The following is a 20,903-nucleotide window of genomic DNA, read 5'->3' as shown; positions in this document are numbered from 1 at the left end:
ATTAAGGTAGCATTCATAAGAAAGGCTTGTCTTTCTCATGAAATTTTTATTTGGCCAATGGTGCCTAAGCCGCTCTACGCTCTTCAGTATCTTGATTGGCAGCATTCAAAGCAGTGCTGTACAAATTATTAAAAGCTAACAACGCGTTGTAGGTAACGTGCGGCGTATCTTGTACCGCTTGATCTAAAGTCCATGGGTAGGCTGATACCCCTTGGCGCAATAAAGCACTGGAAATACCAATATCTACCAAATTATCTTCGTTTAATTCGCGTAATTGTTGGAGCGTTTTGGCTTTTTGACGGTGAGCAGCTAACTGCTGACCAGCTAGGCTAATATAATGCAGGATATTCATAAAAAACTCGTAGCGGGGTTAACGCTTATTATTTCTGTAAAATTTAAGATAAGCTTAGGCTACGTCGTTCATAACCCAAGCTCAAGCGAGTTTTTCTTGCTAGATTCGTTAGAAAATATGACTTGAACAGACCAAAGGTCAGTTAGTTTGCGTTTGTAGATGCTTAACCAATACACTCATTAACAAACCGTAAGCCGGAACGAATAAAATTAAACTAATAAAAATTTTAAAAGCATAATCAGTCGCTGCAATTCCTGGCCAATGGGCAGCCATAATTGGATCGGTACTTCGATAAAAGGCTAACCCAAAGAAAATAATGGTATCTAGTAAACCGCCTATAATGGTAGAGCTAGCCGGTGCTATCCACCAGGTTGGTAGTTGGCGTAAGCGATTAAAGACGGCAATATCCAATAGCTGACCGCATAAATAAGCTAGAAAACTGGCTAAGGCAATACGTCCAAAATGGATATTAAATTCACTGAGTGCCATGAAGCCTTGAAATTGGCCTCCATCAAATAATACTGAAAGTAGATAGGAAGTTACTAAGGCAGGTAGCATCGCTACTAAGATAATGCGCCGCGCTAAATCCGAACCAAATAGACGAACCGTTAGATCAGTCGCTAAGAAGATAAAAGGAAAAGTAATCGCTCCCCACGTCGTGGTTACACCAAAAATTTCAATGGGGATTTGGACAAGATAATTGCTGAGTGCAATAACGGCTAAGTGAAAACTTACCAAAATGAGCATGATGCGCTTCATAGAGGTATTTTGCGTTGTGAGAAAGGTCATTAATCTTGTTTCCTTTTTGTCGTTGGGGGTGAGGGAACCCAAGTGTTCATAAAACCCAAGCGGGCATTTAAACGCGGCGATTATAGTCAGCTATCAGCCTAAGGTTCAACTACTAACTGAAGGGGAGTGTCGATCAACTCGCCATCTAAATAGGCGCCATCCTTGCCTAAGCGCAAGCGTCCAGTACAAAACCATTGCAGTACGGTCGGGTAAAGCACATGCTCATAGCGTAATACGCGTTCAGCGAGTGTACTGGCGGTATCATAGGCTTCAACCGGTACTTTAACTTGTGCCACTACCGCGCCACTATCTAATTCAGCAGTGACAAAATGTACGCTAGCGCCATGTACCGTGGCACCCTCAGCCAATACACGTTCGTGGGTGTTAGTGCCTTTATAGGCAGGAAGCAGGGACGGGTGAATATTAATTAAACGGCCTTGATAGTGCTGTACGAAGCCTTCTGTCAAAATGCGCATAAAGCCCGCTAGTACGATTAAATCCGCTTCGTAAGAGTCAATCATGTTGATGAGCGCTTGGTCAAAGCTTTCGCGCGCCTTAAATAAAGTATGATCGATGGTGTGGGTTGGAATCTTCGCTTTACGAGCGCGCTCAAGGCCATAAGCATCGGCACGATTGCTAATAACACCGACGATTTGGCCTTGTATGGTTTGTTCTTCGCAGGCATCTATAATAGCTTGCAGATTGCTGCCATTACCTGACAGCAAGACCACTAAACGCATGACATTAGACATATTTAACGCAAGGTTCGGCTTCGTCGGAACTTACGATGTCGCCAATGACCCAAGCTGGCATATGCTCTAAACGGCAGGCGGTTAAGATATCTTCGTGTTGGTGAGCGGGGACGACTAATACCATGCCAATGCCGCAGTTGAAAGTGCGTAGCATTTCGGACTCTGAGACATTACCGTTTTCTTGTAGCCATTGGAAAACCGCAGGGCGTTCCCAACTATTTAGTTTTATATGCGCTTCAACACCTGTTGGCAACACGCGCGGGAGGTTTTCAGTTAGACCACCGCCGGTAATGTGCGCAATGGCATGGATAGGATGATGCTTTAATAGTTTCAATACTAATTTGGCATAAATGCGAGTAGGTTCGAGCAAAACGCGTCCAATAGTGGACTCAGCAAATGGCATATCCAATGGCGTTTCACTGATTTCGAGAATTTTACGAATGAGCGAATAGCCATTAGAGTGAGGGCCTGTTGAGCCTAGGCCAATCAGCACATCACCGCGATGCACACTGGAATTATTTAAAATTTTGTCGCGTTCGACGACGCCAACGCAAAAGCCTGCCAAATCAAAGTCCGAGCCATGATACATACCCGGCATTTCAGCCGTTTCACCGCCTGCTAAAGCAGCACCAGATTGCATACAGCCTTCCGCAATTCCTTTAATCACTTGCTCAGCCGCATCGACATCTAATTTGCCCGTTGCGTAATAATCAAGGAAAAATAAAGGCTCTGCCCCACTGACAATAATATCATTGACACACATAGCAACTAAATCAATGCCAATCGTGTCATAGATGCCGGTATCAATAGCGAGTTTGAGTTTAGTCCCAACGCCATCCGTGCCTGACACCAAAATGGGGTGTTTGTATTGCGGTGGAATGGCTAATAAAGCACCAAAGCCACCGATGCCAGAGAGAACTTCAGGGCGTTTGGTTTTTTGAGCAATTGGTTTAATGCGTTTTACTAATTCATTGCCTGCATCAATATCGACACCCGCAGAGCGGTAGGTCAGTGATGAGTCACCTGCTGCCATGATCTAAGTCTCTATACAAAATTGGGGAATGCGTGATTTTACCATGAGTTTTTAGCCACTGCCTGCTTTTCCACGCCTTAAAATTCAGTTCGGGCTGTTAGTTTTGTAGGTAGGTACGAATGCGCTCAATAGATTTTTCCAAGCTTGCTTGATCCGTGGTATAGGCAAAACGCACATGCTGGCGTGCGTGATGCATACCAAAATCAATGCCAGGTGTTGCGGCGACACCTGCCTTTTCTAATAAGGCTAAACACAGTGCTTGGCTATCGTCATGTAAAGATGCTGAATTGGCATAAATATAAAATGCACCCTGTGGTTCAGCCTGCACCTGAAAGCCCAGCTCTCGCAAAGCAGGCAATAAGAAATTGCGCCTTTCTGCAAAAATATTACGACGTTGTTCGGTAATTTCTAAGGTGTGCGCCTCAAAAGCAGCCAATGCTGCATATTGTGCTGGTGTCGGAGGAGCCAGAAACAAATTCTGCGCTAAACGATTAATAGCATCTAGGGCATAATCTGGTGCAATTAACCAGCCTAAACGCCAGCCAGTCATCCCAAAGTATTTCGAAAAACTATTAATAATCCAAATATTATCAGCGCAAGCTAGTGCTGTACTTGGGGCTTGTCCGTAAGTTAAGCCTTGGTAGATCTCATCAATTAATAAATCGCCGCATTGTTGTTGAATGAATTGGTGTAATGCTTTGATGGTCTGGGGCGCTAATAAAGTACCAGTAGGATTAGCGGGTGATGCAAAAAGAGCCGCACGTGTGCTTTCAGTCCAAGCCTGTTGTACAGCAGTCAAACTCGGTTGGTAGTTGGTGCTCGCATCCACTGGAAGATTAATCGCTTTGCCTTCAAATAAGTGTACAAAATGACGATTACACGGATAACCCGGATCCGTGAGGATAATTTCTGAATTTGGATTGACCAACACACCTAAAGCGAGTTGCAAAGCACCTGAAGCACCGGGTGTGACAATGACGCGTTCAGGTTTTATCGTGATGTGAAATTGGTCTTGATACCACTGGGCAATTTTTTCACGCAGTTGAGGAATACCACAAGCTGGCGTGTACTTAGTGTACCCAGCCTGCAAGGCTTTTAAACCAGCTTCAATAATCGGTTGCGGGGTAGCAAAATCGGGCTCTCCGACCTCTAAATGGCAGATGCAACGTCCTTGAGCTTCTAATTGCTTGGCGCGCGCTAGGATTTCCATGACATGAAACGCCTGAATTGCTTCCATGCGGGTAGCAAGTGTTGGCTTGCTGAACTGATCCATCATGACTTGATTCATAAATTTTTTTTAAAACAATAAGTTATAATATTAGACTACGTTTTTCTGCTTAAAAAAATCTATTGAATAAAAAATCGCCCTAACATTCAGGTTCGATTCAGTGCATCGTACCTAAAATAAGCAACAACTTCAGCAGGAATCGCGAAAATTGGGGTTTGTGGTAGCGGTTCTGTCGTCAAGACGATGCTGTAATAGAAAAAATAAGTTTCATGCCGTTCTGACACTCAATGGCTTAAAGGTTTCAGAATGACGCGAGCTGAAGTTGCTTTTTACTTGCCTTTCAACCGGCCATTCATTGGGGAGCTGGTTGTTGGGTAAGAGGAATAAGATGGTTATTGGGATTACCTGTCTTATTCCGACCAAAGCTAACACTTTGGGGTTTTGAGTCATCTTTTATATAGAGGGGATATGTTTTCATATCCCTTTTTTTATTGCATGTAAGTTATTATAAGTTATTTTTATAAATAAACAAGAGCTTAATTTTACTTTTTTGCCCTTGGCTAGTTATTTTTTAATCAACTCGCTACTAGGGGCGCTAATTGGTATTTAGCGCGGGCTTTGTCGCAGTCTGGATTGATCTTTCCCTGTTCGCCTGAGGCTTGAAACTCGCGGCAAGGTGATGGACGTTGTTCATAAATACGGCACGCTACCTGTTTACCTAATTCGCCGTCCAGTCCGACACAGCGTGGATTGGCTTGATCTGTGCCCAGCATGGCGACCCGATGCGGTGCTGCAATAGGCGCAGTTAAGGCCACGGGTACAATACCTTCTGGACTAGCAGTCGTCTCACCCCAATAAAACGAGACCCGAAAACACGCACAACACGCACCACAGGTGATACAAGCATTCATTTCAGCCATAAAATTTTCTCTCTAATTGAGCCAGCCTTGTGCATGTTCCGTAATGGCTTTGACTGCTGGGTGAGTAATGCGCCGCTCAATGGAAATTGCAAAATAATGTTCTTTAATTTTGGGTGCGTGCCCCAAAACGCGTGCCTTGCCTTCCGCTTCTAACTGGGCTTGTAGCACGGTAGGGGCGATAAAAATACCACTGCCCGCTTGACCAAAGGCTTGTAATAAAGCGCTGTCATCAAACTCTCCGGTAATTACAGGGCGTACCCCTTGCTTAGTAAACCACTGCATGAGTTGCTTACGTACGGCAGCCCCTTCACTGGGTAATAAAAGCGGTGCATTGTTTAAGCAAGCTGGAAATGCAGTAACCAGCGTTTGCTGCAGTTCTGGTGTGGCAAAAAAGCTAACACTACTCGAACCTAATTCATGATTAAAGCCTTTGACGTTTAAATTAGCGGGCATCGGGCTATCGGCTAAGACTAATTCCATGCGTTGTACGGCCAGCTCGCCGAGCAAATCCGCTAATTTACCTTCCATGCAAACAATGCGTAAACCTTTTAATGCCATGGCAGGTTGTAGCAGTTGGTAAGCGATGGCTTTGGGGACTAAGTCTGAAACGCCAACCCTGAACACGCGCGTTTTTCCTTTGGTAGAAAAGTTCTGAAAGGTTTTTTCTAGCTCATCACCGAGTTGAAAGATTTCATTCGCGTATTCTAAAGCTACTTCTCCAGCTTCTGTCAGTTCCAGTCGTCGTCCTTGGCGACGGAATAATTCGACGCCAAATGCCTCATCTAAGAGACTCAATTGAGCACTAATGGTTTGTGGCGTGAGATGTAAACGGTCACTGGCACGCGCTAGGCTGCCCGCTAAGGCCACTTCGCGTAAGTAATTGAGGTGTTTGTAATTAATCATGGTAATAAAGCCAAAAAGTTCAAGTAAAATTATTCGTATTTTACGAAGTTTTATCTATAAAAATTCGAATTTTTCTTATGATAGCAGTTTTGTATAGTAGCTTCATTGATTTCAAGGGAAGGTTCTTACAGTAGGAGGTTATGATGAAACTGACAACGCAAAGCCAACGCGCGGTAATGGCGATGATGGCACTCGCATTGCACAATGATCGCAATGTGCTGCGGCTGAGTAATCTAGCCAAGGAACAAGGTATTTCATTGTCTTATATGGAGCAGTTGTTTTATGCGCTGCGCCACGCCGGTTTGGTTGAGGGTATTCGTGGTCCTGGCGGTGGTTATCGTTTAGGCCGCCCAGCTAGCCGCATTACCATTGCACAGATTGTACAGGCTATTGAAACGGGCGAAGATGAAGAAGAATTAGTCGCTAAAGCGGGTAGTAAAAAACAAGAAGGCGCAGAAAATCTGGCGGTTTCCATGATGCTAGATAGTTTGGATGAACAGGTATTTGAATTTTTAGATGGTATTACGTTAGATAGTTTAACGCGTAAGCATCAGAAAGTAGAACCTGCTTATCGTGCTGGCACAACAGCCAGCTTAATTGCGCGTATGTTCCCTGCTCGTGGTTTAGGGATGCCGCAGCCCGTAGGGATTTAAGTCCCTACAGGCTTTCGGAATAGTATTAGCGCCTATTCAGAAAACTTCTGAGCCAATCTAAAAAGCTATTTCCAGAAGTGCTTGGGCGTGTTGGGGTGGTTGTAGAATTGCTAGAGCCACCTGTTGTTGGGGGTGTACTCGGTGTCGAGCTGCCTGTGCCGCGATTTGGTGGGGTAGGTAAGGGAGGCGGAGTCGGTTGGCTAGTGCTAGTTTCTTTCGATAAGCTTAGTAATTGCTCAACAATCTTACTCAAGGGAGCACGTTGTTGATTGGCTGCCTGTAGTGCAGCGGTGCGCCACGCTTGAGGTAGTGCTTGGCGTGTGTTCCAAGTTCCACTCGCATTATTCTCAAAGCGCGTTTGTGCCTTCACGTTCTTCACGGGTGTCCATAAAAAATCCGGATGACGATTGCGATACCATTCTCCACCAATAATGACATCACTCGCATCCAGTTCTAAATCGTATTCATAAACAACTTGCTGAATGGCATCCATAGTGGCGGCATCGGTATCTCGCTGTAGTGGAGTGGTTTCCACCATGTAAGAAACAGTCATTGATATACCGACAATAGCGCGAGCATTGGCACTACGGAAACGTTTAAATTTGTCATTCGTGAAAGCATTAACAGCAACTTTCGCTTCCGCAAGCGTATTCGTAGCGCGGCGGGTTTGCGGATTAAAGTAGGTATAGCTATAACCCAGTATAGGCTGATTCCAGACCTCATAGTCAAAAGTAGCGTCCAATACAAAACTACGCTTGCCTAAGCCAATCTGATTGACCACAGCTAAATGCCAAGTGCCCGGATTGGTATCAAAACACTGTTCTGAGGTAATGCGTCCCGTGGCGGGGTCGGTTTTGGGATTTTGATCATTGCAACGCCCACCAATAAAGCGCGAAGTCCCTGGTACATTCGCCCACAGTAAAGTGGCTAAGGCTTTAATGTCCGCAGGAAAAAATTTAATCGCTATATTGCTGGGCGTGAATAAAGTAACGCTAGTTTTGGGGCGTGGTAGCATATAAGCGGCGACTGCCCAACCGTGACATAAGCCCATCCACGTTTCTACTGAGCCATTTGCATCATAAAATGATTGACCTTCCGCCCACATCAGCTTCGTGAGTGTGCCAGTATTGTCGCCAATCAGCGCATCGTACTTTTCAGACGGGGAGAGTTGATTAATGCGTGCTGCGCTTCCACTCTTCAGAATATCCGCTGCTTTATTGGTTTGAATATAAGTGTAATTAGTCTTCCAGTTTTCCGTATCGGGAAAGCGTGGATCGCCATAGCGTGCGCCCAAACTGCCTTTATAAATCGCCCAATAATCATCCGACCACGGTTGCTCTGCTAATTTAGCAGTCTTAAGTTTGGCGCTTTCCATGTCTTGCAGTTTTTTGTAGCGTAATTCATCCACCAGATTCGCGGCTAAATCATTCGATGCTGCTGCTGCGCGTGTCCCAATTCTGGGCCCATCCGCTAAAGCTTGTTCGCGCTGTTGGTCGCGTGCGCTAAGATAGACTTTTTGCTGAATCGCTTTGGCGGAAAACAAGGAGCTACCCGCAATAGCCTTGCCATGTTCATCGTATTTAGGGGGCGCTTCGTTCATGAATGCAACGGGGTTATTATCAAAAGCTGCTAAGCGTTGATTAAGCGCTGCTTCGTTATTGGCATCCGAACCGTTCGGCATACATCCTCCTGATGCTAAGTATCGTGGGTTTCGTGGTAAATAGTTTAATATAGAGTATAGTTTTGCCGATTAAGTTTAGACAATGTTATGAAAGAAGGCTTTGTGACAAATAGTTCGACACATGATGAGCAATGGATGCGTTATGCACTGAGCTTAGCGGAGCGGGCTTACCAGCAGGGAGAGGTTCCGGTTGGTGCGGTAGTGGTACGCGACAATATCAATCTGGGTGAAGGCTGGAATCAACCGATTAGTGGTCATGACCCTACCGCACATGCAGAAGTGATTGCATTACGTCAAGCGGGCAAACAAGCCCGTAATTATCGCTTACCCGGCGCAACGTTATATGTGACTTTAGAACCTTGTCTTATGTGCGCGGGCGCATTGATCTATGCCCGTGTTGAACGCATTGTCTTCGGTGCTTATGATTCAAAAACCGGCGCCGGTTCGGTTTTTCATTTGCTAGAGCATCCGCGCCATAACCATCGATTGCACATTGAAGGGGGCGTGTTAGAGGAGCAGTGTGCGGCACAATTACAAGCTTTTTTCCGCGAGCGACGCGCTGAGCATCGTCTTGCACGCGTGCCGCTGGGTTCCAACGCACCAGAGGCTTAATTCTAGTGTATTCATTCAGTACTCGCATTAGCCGCGCATTCGGCGCACTATGCGCGGCTTTTCCGACAGGTTAGTTGCTTCATGAGTTCCACTTCCCCTTCGCATTGGCGTGCTGATGTCTATATTTTAAGTGCCACACTCTTGGCATCGCTTGGTTGGATTTTTTCCAAAGAAGTGCTAGCGGGTTTATCGCCGCTATTATTTATTGGGCTGCGCTTTCTCGTGGCGGGCTTTATTTTATTACCATTTGCGTGGTCAGCGCTGCGTGCGCTTTCAAGCAAGGATATTCAACGCTTAAGCAGTGTTGGGGCGATGTTTGCATTGGGGATGATGCTATGGATTTATGGCTTGGCACATTCAGAGCATTTAGGGGTGGGAGCGTTTTTAAATAGTCTAAGCGTGGTGCTTGTGCCGGTAGTGGCCTTGGCTTTTGGTGAAAAACCGAATCGCATGATTTGGCTATCTTTGCCGTTGGCGCTGCTGGGGATGGCGTTATTATTTTTAGAAAATCATGTTGCGCTAGGTGTGGGTGAAATAGCCTATTTGTTGGGTGCGGTTGTGTTTGCGGTGTATTTCAATCTCAACAGCCAAGCGGCGTATCGTTTGCCCTTATTAGCGCTCACCGCGCTGCAATTAATCGTAGTGGGCGTCATTACACTGACCGTATCAGCGCTACTTGAAACGTGGAACTTTCAACAACCCATCGCTTTATGGGGGTGGTTGGCGTTAAGTATTCTGATTTCTACCTGTGGCCGTTTCATTCTGCAAACCAAAGCACAAGGCTTAGCGCCTGCTAGCCATGTAGGGTTAATCATGTCTTTGGAACCTGTTTGGGTGGCATTGTTGGCGGCGGCGTGGTTTGGCGAAAGCATGAGCGCTGTGCAAATACTCGGCTGCTGCTTGATCTTTGGCGCAGTGTTATTGAGTCGCTGGCGTTCCTTTTGGTCGCTCCTGTATTCGTGGCGCTCACGCAATGCAGCGCCACCCTCGCCACACTAACTACTGACAAGCACGATAGACCAGTTTAAATAAACGGGGGTCGGCAGTATCAGTCGATTGGATAGTCACTTTCGCTTCACCTTGCCCACTTCGTGTCATCAGTCGCACATTGGCGCGCAAATTCGCGTCTTCGCCGCATTTCGTCCAATGTGAGGCATCGTCTGGATTGATCGTGTCGCTTATATCAAATTGTTTATTGGCATCGGCTGTGAGCGTGCTGGTTTGTGTGATCCCAGCATCGCCTGCGAGGAAATAAGAGCGTTGTATGAGGATCTTTAGATTAGTGCTGTTGAAAGTGCCGCTAAACCGCAATGGCATGACTGCGACCTGATAGCCTTGCGCAACTCGCACTGGAATAGCGATATTACAGTTCACATTTCCCGATAAGCCCGGTTTTATGCCGATGACTATTTCTGGAATGTTAATTTTTAAACTGTCTTGATTGGCTTGAAGTTCTGATGTCACACTATCCACGGGACAAGCAGTACCTGCTATTGCAGGTTTATCCAGCGTTACAGGTGGGGGCGCAGGCGGAGTCGCGGGCGTTGTGCTTGGGCTGGTGACAGGTGTGTTGGGTGGCATGATGCCGCTAGCATTCGCTGTATTCACAACGGTGGCTGACGTGGATTCAGTCTTCTCTGATTTGTCCCCACAAGCTGCCAGTAAACTGCAACTCAACGCGATCAAAAAATAGTTAATGCGCATGGTATACATCCTTCCTTGTTATATACACCTTAACTGTAGGCTATAGCGCTTAAATTAGCCTGTAACGATTTTGCTCAAGCTGAACATTACCCATCGCGCATAAGGTTTCCACGACGTCTTCCAGCATTTTTGGCGGCGTTTTAAAGTATTTATTGAGTTCGCTTAAGGTTTTTGGCTGGCTCAATAAGTCGCGTACCAGTTTGAATTGGGCGGGCAGTGCTTTCGGCCATGTGCATTTGCTAGCTGGTTCCGGTGTTGGCGCTTCGTTACTTTCTTCGCTGTCCACTTGCAATTCAGTTTGCTGCACGATTTGCGCTTGTGGCGCTTGGAATTCTGGGCGTAACCAGCGAATCAAGCCTTGGGCTTCTTCGGCAGCGCGTTCGGCATTTAAGGCGACTAAGCGGCTTAAGAGTTCTTCTTCGGCTTGGGCTTGTGCTTCGGGTTTGTCGGGTAACGGGGTGGTTGCTCCGGCTTTGCCAACCAGTTGTTCGGCGAGATCATTCCAGCCATAGGCTTCAAATACGGCGCGGTCGAGTTCGTCGTGGAGTTCTTTGAGAATGGTGATTAAGCCTTGTTGGTGGGTGATTTTTTCTTTGTCATTGAGGGCTTGTTCAAGGCGTAATTTTTCCAAGACGTTGTACATATTGGTGAGAGTAAGTTCAGGATGAGCGGCTTGTTGACGTTTGCGGTGGGCGTCAAGTTGTTCGGCTAGGTTGCGGATTTGGGTTTTTTGGGCTTCGGTGGGCGTTGGGAAGGGGAAGGTTTCAAAGCATATGGTTTTGTTATAGACAGGACGATCTTCTAATGTAGAACCAGCATTAAACGCCCATAGTAAGTGAATGCGGCTAGATAAATAACCTAATTGTACACTATCAGGAAATCCAAAAACTACCAAGCGGTGTTCTGGTTTTATGCCAGCATCAACGAAGCTAAATACTCTATGTTTAGCGGTTTCAGCAGTAACAATAAATTTTGGTATGTTTTTGATCAACATTCTTAGTTGTTCATTACTTCGTCGAAAAAGCCACCAATTAGCTTTAACTTTAGGATCTGGATTAATTTGTCGCTCTGGATAAACTCGTTCTTTGAGTAACTGCCATAGTTCAGGTACTAAGATCGCTAATTCATCAGAAGAAAAACCGTAAGCATCAATTACATGGAAATAACGTGGCTTCCCTAAAACATCGTTTCCATTCAATAGAGGAAATATAAATGCTTGTATATTTTTATTTCTTTTAACTAAATCTTGGTATTCATTTTTATCAACAACAAACCCTCTGCCACCCAAAATGAATCCTGTATTAGCTAATTGTGCATTCGATAGCAATTTTTGAGAAGCTGATATATCTGCGCCCGTACTTAAGTTTGCATTTAGTACTCCTAGTTTTGTAGAAATCTCTATTTGCTTAGTTTCATCATCAAGTAAATATTCTTTGATTACTGAAGATAAAAGCCCATTTTCCTTGCCTTTCTTACCTACCGTCATCGCTATTCGTACCGCTGCACCATCCACACTATCCACCCAAGGATGATCAGGAATTGCAAAAATCAAGGACAACGGCTCTTTTGCTTCCAATTGCGCTTGTACCACACGCCTATTAAAGGTTTGTCGCAGGCTATTCGTTGTAATAAAACCAAAACGCTGTGCTTGTCCTAAACGTACCGTTTCTGCTGCGTGATGCCACCAATACATTACAAAATCCGCTGAATCAGGTATTTCCTTCCATGTATCACGCAAAGCTTCAACATAACCATCTCCCAAAGCTGAGCGCATATTTAACTTCCCAATAAACGGCGGATTCCCCACAATAAAATCCGCCTTAGGCCATTCCGCCTTACGCGGCTGCACATAACGCCACACAGGTACACGCGCCGCATCATCCGGCACATCCTTTCCCGTCACCAGATGCACCTTCATACTCACCCCATTCCAGCGCGTGACAGGCTTACCCGATTCATCCAATTCCGGCTCAATCGCCTCCCACGCCAATACCGCATCCCGACATTCAATATTATGAAAATCACGCAAAATCGGCTCAGGCGGGGCGACATTGCCATGCGTGCGGAAATGCCATTGCAAATACCCAATCCACAACACCATTTCGGCAATTTTTGCCGCACGCGGATTCACCTCAATCCCTAAAAACTGCTGTGGATTGACCGACACACTTTCCATTTCCAAGGAGGTTTGCGCAAAGCCTAATTGCTGCAAAAAGTCGAGAATTTCGCCTTCCAGCTTTTTCATGTGCTCCAAGGTCACATACAAAAAATTCCCCGACCCACAAGCCGGATCCAGAATGCGCAAGCCGCACAATTTAGTATGAAAGGCACGCACTAACGCAATCGCTTCACTGTGCTTTTTAGTTTTTTTGCTGGGTTTTTGCTGCTCCAATAACACCGCAGCGGCTTGCACATTTTTCCATTCCTCACGCAATGGCTCAATCACGGTGGGAAACACCAAACGTTCCACATAGGCACGCGGCGTATAATGCGCGCCGAGTTTATGCCGCTCTTTGGGGTTTAAAGCACGCTCCAATAAAGTCCCGAAAATAGCGGGTTCAACAAAACGCCAATCGGAGAGCGAGGCTTTGAGCAATAATTCAATCTGTTCTTTATTCAAAGGCAGCGCATCCGCTTGCGCAAATAAACCGCCATTGAAGCGTCGAATTTGCTCCATTGTTACGCCTTCAAATCCACCTGTGTCCATCAAGCTCCATAGATTCTTCAAGGCAGGTGCACAGCTTTCAGGCTTGTCTTTTAAGCGCTCCAATAATTGGGTGAACAGTTTTTCCGGCAATAAACCGACATCTTCCGCAAACATGGTGAATAAGCAGCGCATTAAAAACGTGCCCACTTGTTCGGGGGTATGCGCTTGTTCTAAGGATTTGGCTAAACCCGCTAAATGTGTGGCAATCGCACGAGTGACTAACGCAGCTTTCTTGGAGGGGTCAAGGCTATGCGGATCAAGCCAAATCAAGCGCAAACGTTCCCGAATTTCAGGCTTAGCTAAATCCGCTAATTGAATCCGAAACGAGTTCTGATCAGGAAACGCGGTATAAGTCGAACCCGAGCAGGTGAATTCGCTATACACCTGCAAGACATGCCCAACATCGGTCACGATTAAAAACGGTGGCTTCTTTTCAAAACTCGGCAGGTTTTTAATATAGCCTTCTGCTTGGTTATAAGCGCGCTCCAGTGCCACATCCAAACCACCCGAACCGACTTTCTTGCCCGTTGATTTCGCTTCCAACACAAAGCTATCGCGCTTATATAAATCAATAAAGCCCGGATTGGATTTACCGCTGGAATCAAACATATCCACGCGCCGCTCGAACACATAGGCATTTTGCTTATTATCGTTTTGCGCAGGCTCAGGCTTGTCAACCGCTAATAATTCACAAAGCTCGGTGAGAAATAATTGATAGTTCGCTTTTTCTGAACCGGTTTTACCTTGCCAGCGTTGAATAAAGCTTTGAACGGATAAATCGGTATTAACCACCATGCCAAGCCCTTTATTTAATAAAAATTCACCAGCCGCAATGTAAAGCATCTCCCTGCTTGCAGCTAGGCTTATAACCAATTATTAAGGTTTTCTAGCCGTTTAGGGTAAATGCTAAGCGATTTAGCAAGTGCTTGACTACACTGTGAAAAAAGGAATTATTCTTAATTATCAGGAGTTAAGAGGCTGTTATGTTGCGTTTTACTCACTATCAGCGTATCCCCGCACGGATACTACCACGCCTCCTACTGGCTAGCTTGCTCTGCTTGAGCCCAAGCGCGTTTAGCGCCAATCAAGCCCCTTATGGCACCAAAGCCGCACCCAGTGCCCAAGGGACAATAGTCGCGCGTGAAGTACAAAAGTCATCCCAAGCGAAAATCACGAAAGTGGCTAATAACAAAGCAAAAACTAAATCCACTAAAGCCCCGAAGCCTATTAAGAAAGGTGGGCCTGCGCGGGGATGGGTATTGCGTTGCGGGGGGAGTTCGCCGAGTTGGAAAGTGGAAGTATTATCAAATTGGCTCTCAGGGACGTTAAGCGGTCAAAAAGTGAGCGTTCCTATCACTGGCAAATCGCAGGCCCACGGCAGAAATAATGTTGCCTTAAAAACCGTGGTTAATGGCGCAGGCGACGGCGGTAGAATCGGTTTAACCTTACGCTATACCCGCGCGTGTCGCAGTATGCCTTTTAGCGCGAAGGGGACTATTAACGGTCAATCGGTCAGAGGTTGCTGCCGCTCAGTGCGTGTTTATTAAACCATTTTTAAACACTAATCATGTTAACCAACACTGGGTTTAATAATAAGCAGCTGTTGCAGTGTGGCGTAGTGGTATTGAGTCTGTGGCTTCACCCCTCGGTCAGCGCCGCCGTTACGTATCAAGTCACCCAGATTAAAGCGGGCGATATCTTAAATATGCGTGCGGAGCCAAACACTTCGGCTAGCGTGAAAGTGCGCATTCCTGCTGATGCTTCAGGCATTGAATTAACCGGAGCGACTAAAAAAGTCGCTAGCCAAACCTGGGTTGAAGCGCGCTGGCAGGGGAAGACAGGCTGGGTCAATCGACGTTATCTCACTAGCGCAAGTACGGCGAGCGATAAAACCGACGCTAAAACCAGTGACACCAAAGCCACCAATGTCGATACGAACCAAGACGCTTTGAAAAAAACCTTCGAAGACCCCAGCATCCAGAAAACCCGTCAAACCGGCATGTGGATTTTGGAGTGCTCCGGCCGTTCGCCTCGTTGGAAAATGGATGTATTGCCACAATGGCTAAGCGGTTCGATTGATGGCGCAAAAATAGGTATGCCCATTACGGCCAAGCATCAAGAGCATGGAAAATATCATCGCGTGGCATTAAAAACCGAAGTGCGCGGCGCGAACCAATGGAGCAAATTAGTCTTAACCTTGCGCTACACCAAAACTTGCCGCAGTATTTCGGGGCGTTTAGTGGCATTTTCAGTCGAGGGCAGCTTTAATAAATATACCTTAAGTGGTTGTTGTCGTGCACTCAAAGTGAATTAAGTCAGTCCTGAATACCCTAATTTAACTGTTGATTAGTTTGCCTTGTTATAATTCCGTGCTTAATGATGAGAGATTAGGCGTGTGGACAGTCAGCAAACGCAAGCGTATTACCAAAATCACCCAACAGCACGATTGATTGTATTGGTCGTGGTGTGTATTAGTGCCTTTTTAACCCCACTCTCTTTGTCAGGTTCGTTGGTCGCCGTACCTGCGATGTCGGAGGCTTTGCATATTGATGCGATTTATGCGAGTTGGATTCCTGCATCCTTTTTACTGAGTAATTTGCTCTCCATGCTGCCCTCAGGACGTTTAGCTGACACTTATGGACGGAAGCGGATCTTCATCTTGGGTGGAGTGATTTTTGCGCTGGGCAGTATCCTAGCCGGTTTTGCCAATCATCTGTTTATCTTACTGCTAAGCCGTGTGATTCAAGGCATTGGTAGTGCTATGTTTTTTACGACAGGGGTTGCAATTATCGGTGGGGTGTATGAAGCGCGACAGCGGGGTGCAGCCTTAGGTTGGTTAGTGTCTGCGGTCTATCTAGGACTCACTTGTGGACCTTTACTGGGTGGTTGGGCCACTGAGCATTTTGGTTGGCAAGCGATTTTCCTGTTGCCAATGCCCTTGGTACTGGCGGTGTTGCTCTTAACGGCTGTGGTAATGAAAGGTGAATGGCGTAGTACTAGCCCTGAGCGCTTAGATATCGTAGGGGCGCTTTACATGAGTATTGGCATTGGCAGCTTGTTTATGGCTAGCAGTCGTTTGCCGAGTTGGGAAGGGCTAGGTTGGTTGGTAGCAGGGTGCGTATTTGTGGTGGTATTTGTGCGCCACTGCGCAACAGCTCCCAGTCCCTTAGTGCGTTTAAATCTTGTCTTAGCGTCCAAGCCCTTATCGAAAGCCTTATCTGCTTCGATCATGGTCTATGCCAGTAATTATGGTCTGATTTTTCTTCTAAGCCTTTATTTGCAATATAACCGTGGTATGACACCTGTCGAAGCGGGCAAGGTTTTAATGGTACAAGCCTTAGTGATGGCTTTTCTTGCACCCTTGGCGGGTCGCTTATCTGATCGTTATCGACCTCGTGTGCTAGCGACCTTAGGTTGCTTTTCCATGGTGTCGGGTTTATTGCTATTACTCCTGTTTCTCACACCCACCACGCCTTATTGGGTGATTCTCCTTGCCCTCATCACGTTTGGCCTTGGTTTTGGTTTATTTTCCACCCCGAATAGTAATAGTGTCTTGAATGCGGTTCCCCCCGATAAAATGGGCATGGCCTCCGCTTTATTAAATCTCTCAAGACTATTGGGGCAGATGCTAGGAACAGCTTTAGTCACATTACTCATGTCACTCGCGATTGGTAAACTTAAAATTACCCCTGAGCTGTATGGTGCACTGATGCAAGTACTGCGTTGGGTGGTCACGGTTTCATTAGGCTTTGCGTTGACCGCTGCGTATTTCTCGTGGGAGCGTGATCCAAAAAAAACAGTCCACTCCAATAAAAGCTAACAAACTTAATTAATTGAAGCTATTCTTAAAAGCATATTGGTTTAAAGTTTAGGCAGGTGCTTTATGTGGGGGCAAAGTAAAAGATGTATTTCTTTCTTGAGTATTTTAATTTGGCTATTGGGTTTAACAAGCCTTTGTTTTAGTGCCACACTATATGCTCAGCCACTGACTCCTAAATTATTCGGAGTGCAGTTACGTAATGACGACCGACCTTTACCTGAAAACTGGCCATCAATGGTGCAGCAAACGGGCTCCAATCTAGTGCGTATTCCTGTTCCGTGGGCTTGGTTTGAGTTAAATAGTAAAGGCAATAGTCCGAGCTGGTTCTGGCCAAATTTAGATAGTATGGTAAGTAAGGCTAAGAGCGCTAACCAGAAAGTTTTGATTAGTGTTTTTTCAACGCCTTGCTGGGCTACAGTGAACTATAGTGGCAAAAATTGTACTGCTACCACATTAGCCACGGGGGCATGGAAATATAATATGCCACCTGCCAAAGCTAGCGATTTTGCTGATGCCTTAACCCGCCTTGCCACTCATTACAATACTAGCACTTACAAGTCGACAGTGATCGCCTATGAGGTGTGGAATGAGCCAAATACCATTACTTTTTGGGCGAATGCTAAACGACGTACTTTGCCATTTGAATACAATGATGGTTATCCATTTCATGTAGATCGCGCCAGTATTAAAGCTTATACACAGCTTGTGGTAGCTGGTTATAAGGCAGTTAAGGCTGTTAATCCTAATCTTAAATTACTAGCGGGTAGTATTGCAGGTAATGACTTGTACTTCTTGGATGAGATGTACAAGGCAGGCGCACAAGGCTACTTTGATGCGCTTTCTTTGCATCCCTATCCAAGCATCATTCAAGCAGCGCGTCACCCCTTCTATGGGCGTGCGGCCAACATGAATGATTGCTTTAGCGTTGGCGCAATAACTTATGACGGTTGTTTAAAGCAAGGTGTGGAAGCTTTTCGCCAGAAAATGCTGAGTTATAATGATAATAAGCCTATATGGTTCACGGAGTTTGGTGTTTCATCAACTCCAGATTGGGGCGGGGTGGGAGTTAGTAAGACCTTAGGTGCTTCTGAACAAGCGCAAGCTAGCGAAGCATTTAAAATGATCCATTTGATTAAAAGTTGGGATTTTGTTGAAGCAGCGATTTGGTATGAATTAATAAATCGCCCGAAACAAGCTGATTACAGCACCAATCTGTGGGCACAGCCAGAAGCTTTTTTTGGTTTATATCGTGAGGATAGTTCAGTTAAACCAGTACGTGCCACTTATCAAAGTGAAGTGAAAGCAAAACCTGTGCCTGTTCAACTTTATCCAGCCGGTGAAGTTAATAAGCAAAGCTACACCCGTGAATTTAGTTGGCAGTCTGTGCCTAATGCAACGGGCTATGTGTTATGGCTAAATTATCAAACCAATCCTGTGCAAAATGGCAAGATTAATCGTTATGTAACAGCAGCACAGGCCAATTGTGCAACGGGCTATACCTGCAGGTTAGCGGATACGACCGCGTTTGCGAGCAATGTGCCAAGTCAATGGTGGATTAAAGCATTTTTCGCCGATGGGACGACCCGCGATAGTAGTGTAGCGAGTTTTAAACTTATCGAACCCGCTTATCCAACTTTGATTAGCCCAAAGCAAAATGTAGTGGTGACAACTATAGCTGAGGCGAATGCGCCGACTTTTATTTGGCAACCTTATCCGAATGCACAAAGCTATCGGATTTGGATTCGTGGCTATAAACCATTTGGAGTGGAACGTGCTGATCTAAATGGCGAAGAACAGGTGATTTCCAACACTTTAACGCCAAGTCAAGCGGCCTGTACGACTACGACTTGCCGCTATAAACCACCAAGTGTCAATTTAGGTTATTCACCGAGTAAATGGGGGGTGACGGCAGTATTAAGTAACGGGCAAGAGCGTATTTCACCTACTCAAGCGTTTACGCTTTATCCTTCCAAAACACTTCTAACCAAGCCTGCTCAGATTGAGCCTGAAGGTATGGTAACGACTCAAAGGCCTACCTATGCATGGTTGCCAGTCGCTACCGCTACAGCTTATCGTTTATGGGTGAATAGTGCAGCAGGCGCAGGTGTGATTAATATAACAATCCCTAGCTCAGTTTGCTCGATAAGCGAGTGCCGCTACACACCTACTAGAGCAGTTGGCAAAGGCGATGCAACGTGGTGGGTAACCGCAATCGGTACACAAGAGGCCGTTAGTGAAGGTATGGTTTTTCGCGCTCCATAAAAGTAGTAGAGCTTAACTAATTCACGAAATCATCATTTCACCATTTGATCAAGTTAATGAGTTGGTGAAAAATCTGGCCGGTTGTTTAATAAAATCTATATAAGTTATTGAAAATTAATAAAAATAATTTTGGCACAGTATTTGCATAAAGTAGCTCGACTCTTAGGTTTTCGCTTTGGAGGAAAGCAAAGCCATGGATATTGGAACTACTTCAGATATTTCAAAGCGCTATGTGCGCGTCACGGGCGTGCGCAACCAGCGTTTTGTCGAGTTCGACTTTTCCATTGGCGATCCAAGCTTGTTTGTTGAATTGGTCTTGCCGTTTGAGCAATTTCGCCAATTCTGCCAACGCCAACAGGTTCAAGAGCTTACACCCGAACAGCAAGCACAAGTCGATTATGACCGGTTGAAATGGCGTTATGGCCAGCCCGGTGTGAGTGCTTAACGTGTTTGCTTAGGGGGTTTTACAATTGGAGGAGAGCAGACTATGTCATTGAGTATTGCGGCCAAAGAAATAAAGCCGCTGCGCATAAATTATGCGCACATTGCGCGACGTGTAGGGGAAAATAAACCCGCCACACGTTATCAAGAAGCCGTCTACGATGTGCAACCCACGACCAATTTCCACTATCCCGCGACGTGGGACACCGAGCACCAATTATTTGATGCGTCACGTACCGCCATTAAGATGAAGGATTGGTATAGCTTTACCGACCCACGCCAATATTATTACACCGCCTATGTGACTGCCCGTGCTAAGCAACAAGAACTGATGGAAAATAGTTTTGAGATGGTGGAAAAGCATAATCTGTTGCAAAACATACCGGCGGAAGTCTTGGATATTGTACGGCAAACGCTAATCCCTCTACGGCATGTTGAATACGGAGCCAACTTAAATAATCAAGATATTTGCGACCGTGGCTATGGGGTGACGATTACCTCTTTAGCTTCGTTTAATGGCTTTGACCGTATTGGCATGGCGCAATACTTATCACGCATCGCCTTATTGCTGGATGAAAACGAAGAAGACACCTTAGTGGCTGCCCGCGAGGCTTGGTTGACGAATCCAGTATGGCAGCCTTTACGTCATGCTATGGAAGATAGTTTTGTGCTGGCTGATTGGTTTGAAATCATGGTGGCGCAAAATGTGGTGATGGATGGTTTGTTATACCCGCTGATCTACGAGCGTTTGATGGCAAAGCTTGCCGCCCAAGGCGGTGCACCCTTATTAATGCTGATTCAATTCATGACCGAGTGGTATGACGAAACGGTACGTTGGACGAATCAGCTCATGAAGGTCACTGCAGCCGAGTCACCGGAGAATGCGGCGTTACTCAGCCAATGGACGCAGCACTGGCTCGCGCGTTTAGAACCCGCTATGACCTCGATTGCAAGTCTAGGCTTCGGTGACCAAGCGGCTGAACAAGTCATGGCGGTAAAGCAGGACTTGGTGACGCGCTTGGCGAAAAACGGCGTGAAGGTATAAG

The 20,903-nt window shown here is 46.0% G+C and carries 19 protein-coding genes; 9 read left to right on the top strand and 10 right to left on the bottom strand.

Translation table 11 applies throughout. The annotated features are described in order from the left end of the window. Positions 1 to 64: 64 nt before the first annotated feature. The 7 genes from A3IE_RS0105430 to nhaR all read right to left on the bottom strand — a co-directional run bounded on the left by A3IE_RS0105430 (position 65) and on the right by nhaR (position 5,977). Positions 65 to 352 carry a hypothetical protein gene (locus A3IE_RS0105430; RefSeq protein ID WP_020394584.1) on the bottom strand — a complete coding sequence of 96 codons (288 nt, stop codon included), beginning with the start codon at positions 350 to 352 and terminating at the stop codon, positions 65 to 67. 138 nt (positions 353 to 490) lie between these two features. Then, positions 491 to 1,141, bottom strand: coding sequence for a 7-cyano-7-deazaguanine/7-aminomethyl-7-deazaguanine transporter (locus A3IE_RS0105425; protein WP_020394583.1), 651 nt, complete (start codon positions 1,139 to 1,141; stop codon positions 491 to 493). Between the two features lie 98 nt (positions 1,142 to 1,239). Continuing rightward, entirely contained in the window at positions 1,240 to 1,893 is a 654-nt protein-coding gene (gene purN, locus A3IE_RS0105420; RefSeq protein WP_020394582.1) for a phosphoribosylglycinamide formyltransferase, read from the bottom strand. Further along, positions 1,886 to 2,926 carry a phosphoribosylformylglycinamidine cyclo-ligase gene (gene purM, locus A3IE_RS0105415; RefSeq protein ID WP_020394581.1) on the bottom strand — a complete coding sequence of 347 codons (1,041 nt, stop codon included), beginning with the start codon at positions 2,924 to 2,926 and terminating at the stop codon, positions 1,886 to 1,888. Before purM ends, purN begins: the two co-directional genes overlap by 8 nt. 97 nt (positions 2,927 to 3,023) lie before the next feature. Further along, positions 3,024 to 4,202: a pyridoxal phosphate-dependent aminotransferase gene (locus tag A3IE_RS0105410; protein WP_020394580.1), complete on the bottom strand. Its 1,179-nt coding sequence runs from the start codon at positions 4,200 to 4,202 to the stop codon at positions 3,024 to 3,026. A 527-nt stretch (positions 4,203 to 4,729) separates the two neighbouring features. Further along, positions 4,730 to 5,074, bottom strand: coding sequence for a YkgJ family cysteine cluster protein (locus A3IE_RS0105405; RefSeq protein ID WP_020394579.1), 345 nt, complete (start codon positions 5,072 to 5,074; stop codon positions 4,730 to 4,732). A gap of 12 nt (positions 5,075 to 5,086) precedes the next feature. Next, entirely contained in the window at positions 5,087 to 5,977 is an 891-nt protein-coding gene (gene nhaR / locus A3IE_RS0105400) for a transcriptional activator NhaR (RefSeq protein WP_020394578.1), read from the bottom strand. A 140-nt stretch (positions 5,978 to 6,117) separates the two neighbouring features. Between nhaR and A3IE_RS0105395 the strand changes: the two genes are divergently transcribed. Continuing rightward, a complete protein-coding gene (locus A3IE_RS0105395) occupies positions 6,118 to 6,630 on the top strand; it encodes an Rrf2 family transcriptional regulator (protein ID WP_083900581.1) in 513 nt (170 codons plus the stop codon). Positions 6,631 to 6,655: 25 nt separating this feature from the next. Here the strand turns inward: A3IE_RS0105395 and A3IE_RS0105390 are convergent, their stop codons facing one another. Next, positions 6,656 to 8,311, bottom strand: a complete 1,656-nt coding sequence (locus A3IE_RS0105390; protein WP_020394576.1) for a hypothetical protein — start codon at positions 8,309 to 8,311, stop codon at positions 6,656 to 6,658. An 87-nt stretch (positions 8,312 to 8,398) separates the two neighbouring features. Here A3IE_RS0105390 and tadA point away from each other — a divergent pair, with 87 nt between their 5' ends. Further along, positions 8,399 to 8,923, top strand: coding sequence for a tRNA adenosine(34) deaminase TadA (gene tadA / locus A3IE_RS0105385; RefSeq protein WP_020394575.1), 525 nt, complete (start codon positions 8,399 to 8,401; stop codon positions 8,921 to 8,923). A gap of 81 nt (positions 8,924 to 9,004) precedes the next feature. Further along, entirely contained in the window at positions 9,005 to 9,922 is a 918-nt protein-coding gene (locus A3IE_RS0105380) for a DMT family transporter (protein WP_020394574.1), read from the top strand. Here the strand turns inward: A3IE_RS0105380 and A3IE_RS0105375 are convergent, their stop codons facing one another. Together A3IE_RS0105375 and A3IE_RS0105370 are read right to left on the bottom strand one after the other, a co-directional pair. After that, positions 9,923 to 10,627, bottom strand: a complete 705-nt coding sequence (locus A3IE_RS0105375) for a DUF4360 domain-containing protein (RefSeq protein WP_020394573.1) — start codon at positions 10,625 to 10,627, stop codon at positions 9,923 to 9,925. A 49-nt stretch (positions 10,628 to 10,676) separates the two neighbouring features. Further along, entirely contained in the window at positions 10,677 to 14,177 is a 3,501-nt protein-coding gene (locus A3IE_RS0105370; protein WP_020394572.1) for a class I SAM-dependent DNA methyltransferase, read from the bottom strand. 140 nt (positions 14,178 to 14,317) lie between these two features. On the opposite strand from A3IE_RS0105370, the gene A3IE_RS0105365 reads away from it, so the two are divergent. The 6 genes from A3IE_RS0105365 to A3IE_RS0105340 all read left to right on the top strand — a co-directional run bounded on the left by A3IE_RS0105365 (position 14,318) and on the right by A3IE_RS0105340 (position 20,902). Then, the gene (locus A3IE_RS0105365) at positions 14,318 to 14,881 is read left to right on the top strand and encodes a hypothetical protein (protein WP_020394571.1); all 564 of its coding nucleotides are present in this window, start codon (positions 14,318 to 14,320) and stop codon (positions 14,879 to 14,881) included. 20 nt (positions 14,882 to 14,901) lie between these two features. Beyond that, on the top strand, positions 14,902 to 15,648 hold the full coding sequence (locus A3IE_RS0105360; RefSeq protein WP_020394570.1) for an SH3 domain-containing protein: 747 nt from the start codon (positions 14,902 to 14,904) through the stop codon (positions 15,646 to 15,648). An 81-nt stretch (positions 15,649 to 15,729) separates the two neighbouring features. Next, complete coding sequence (locus A3IE_RS19975) at positions 15,730 to 17,154, top strand: MFS transporter (protein ID WP_020394569.1); 1,425 nt, start codon at positions 15,730 to 15,732, stop codon at positions 17,152 to 17,154. A gap of 96 nt (positions 17,155 to 17,250) precedes the next feature. Next, positions 17,251 to 19,416, top strand: a complete 2,166-nt coding sequence (locus A3IE_RS0105350; protein ID WP_157832838.1) for a cellulase family glycosylhydrolase — start codon at positions 17,251 to 17,253, stop codon at positions 19,414 to 19,416. A 193-nt stretch (positions 19,417 to 19,609) separates the two neighbouring features. Next, positions 19,610 to 19,861, top strand: coding sequence for a phenol hydroxylase subunit (locus A3IE_RS0105345; RefSeq protein ID WP_020394567.1), 252 nt, complete (start codon positions 19,610 to 19,612; stop codon positions 19,859 to 19,861). 42 nt (positions 19,862 to 19,903) lie between these two features. Continuing rightward, positions 19,904 to 20,902, top strand: coding sequence for an aromatic/alkene monooxygenase hydroxylase subunit beta (locus tag A3IE_RS0105340; protein ID WP_020394566.1), 999 nt, complete (start codon positions 19,904 to 19,906; stop codon positions 20,900 to 20,902). Position 20,903: the final 1 nt, after the last annotated feature.

Origin of the sequence: Thiolinea disciformis DSM 14473 (assembly GCF_000371925.1) — a bacterium.
GTDB lineage: Bacteria > Pseudomonadota > Gammaproteobacteria > Thiotrichales > Thiotrichaceae > Thiolinea > Thiolinea disciformis.
The sequence above is the reverse complement of the archived record's forward strand: the minus strand, read 5'-3'. Positions and strand labels throughout refer to the sequence as shown.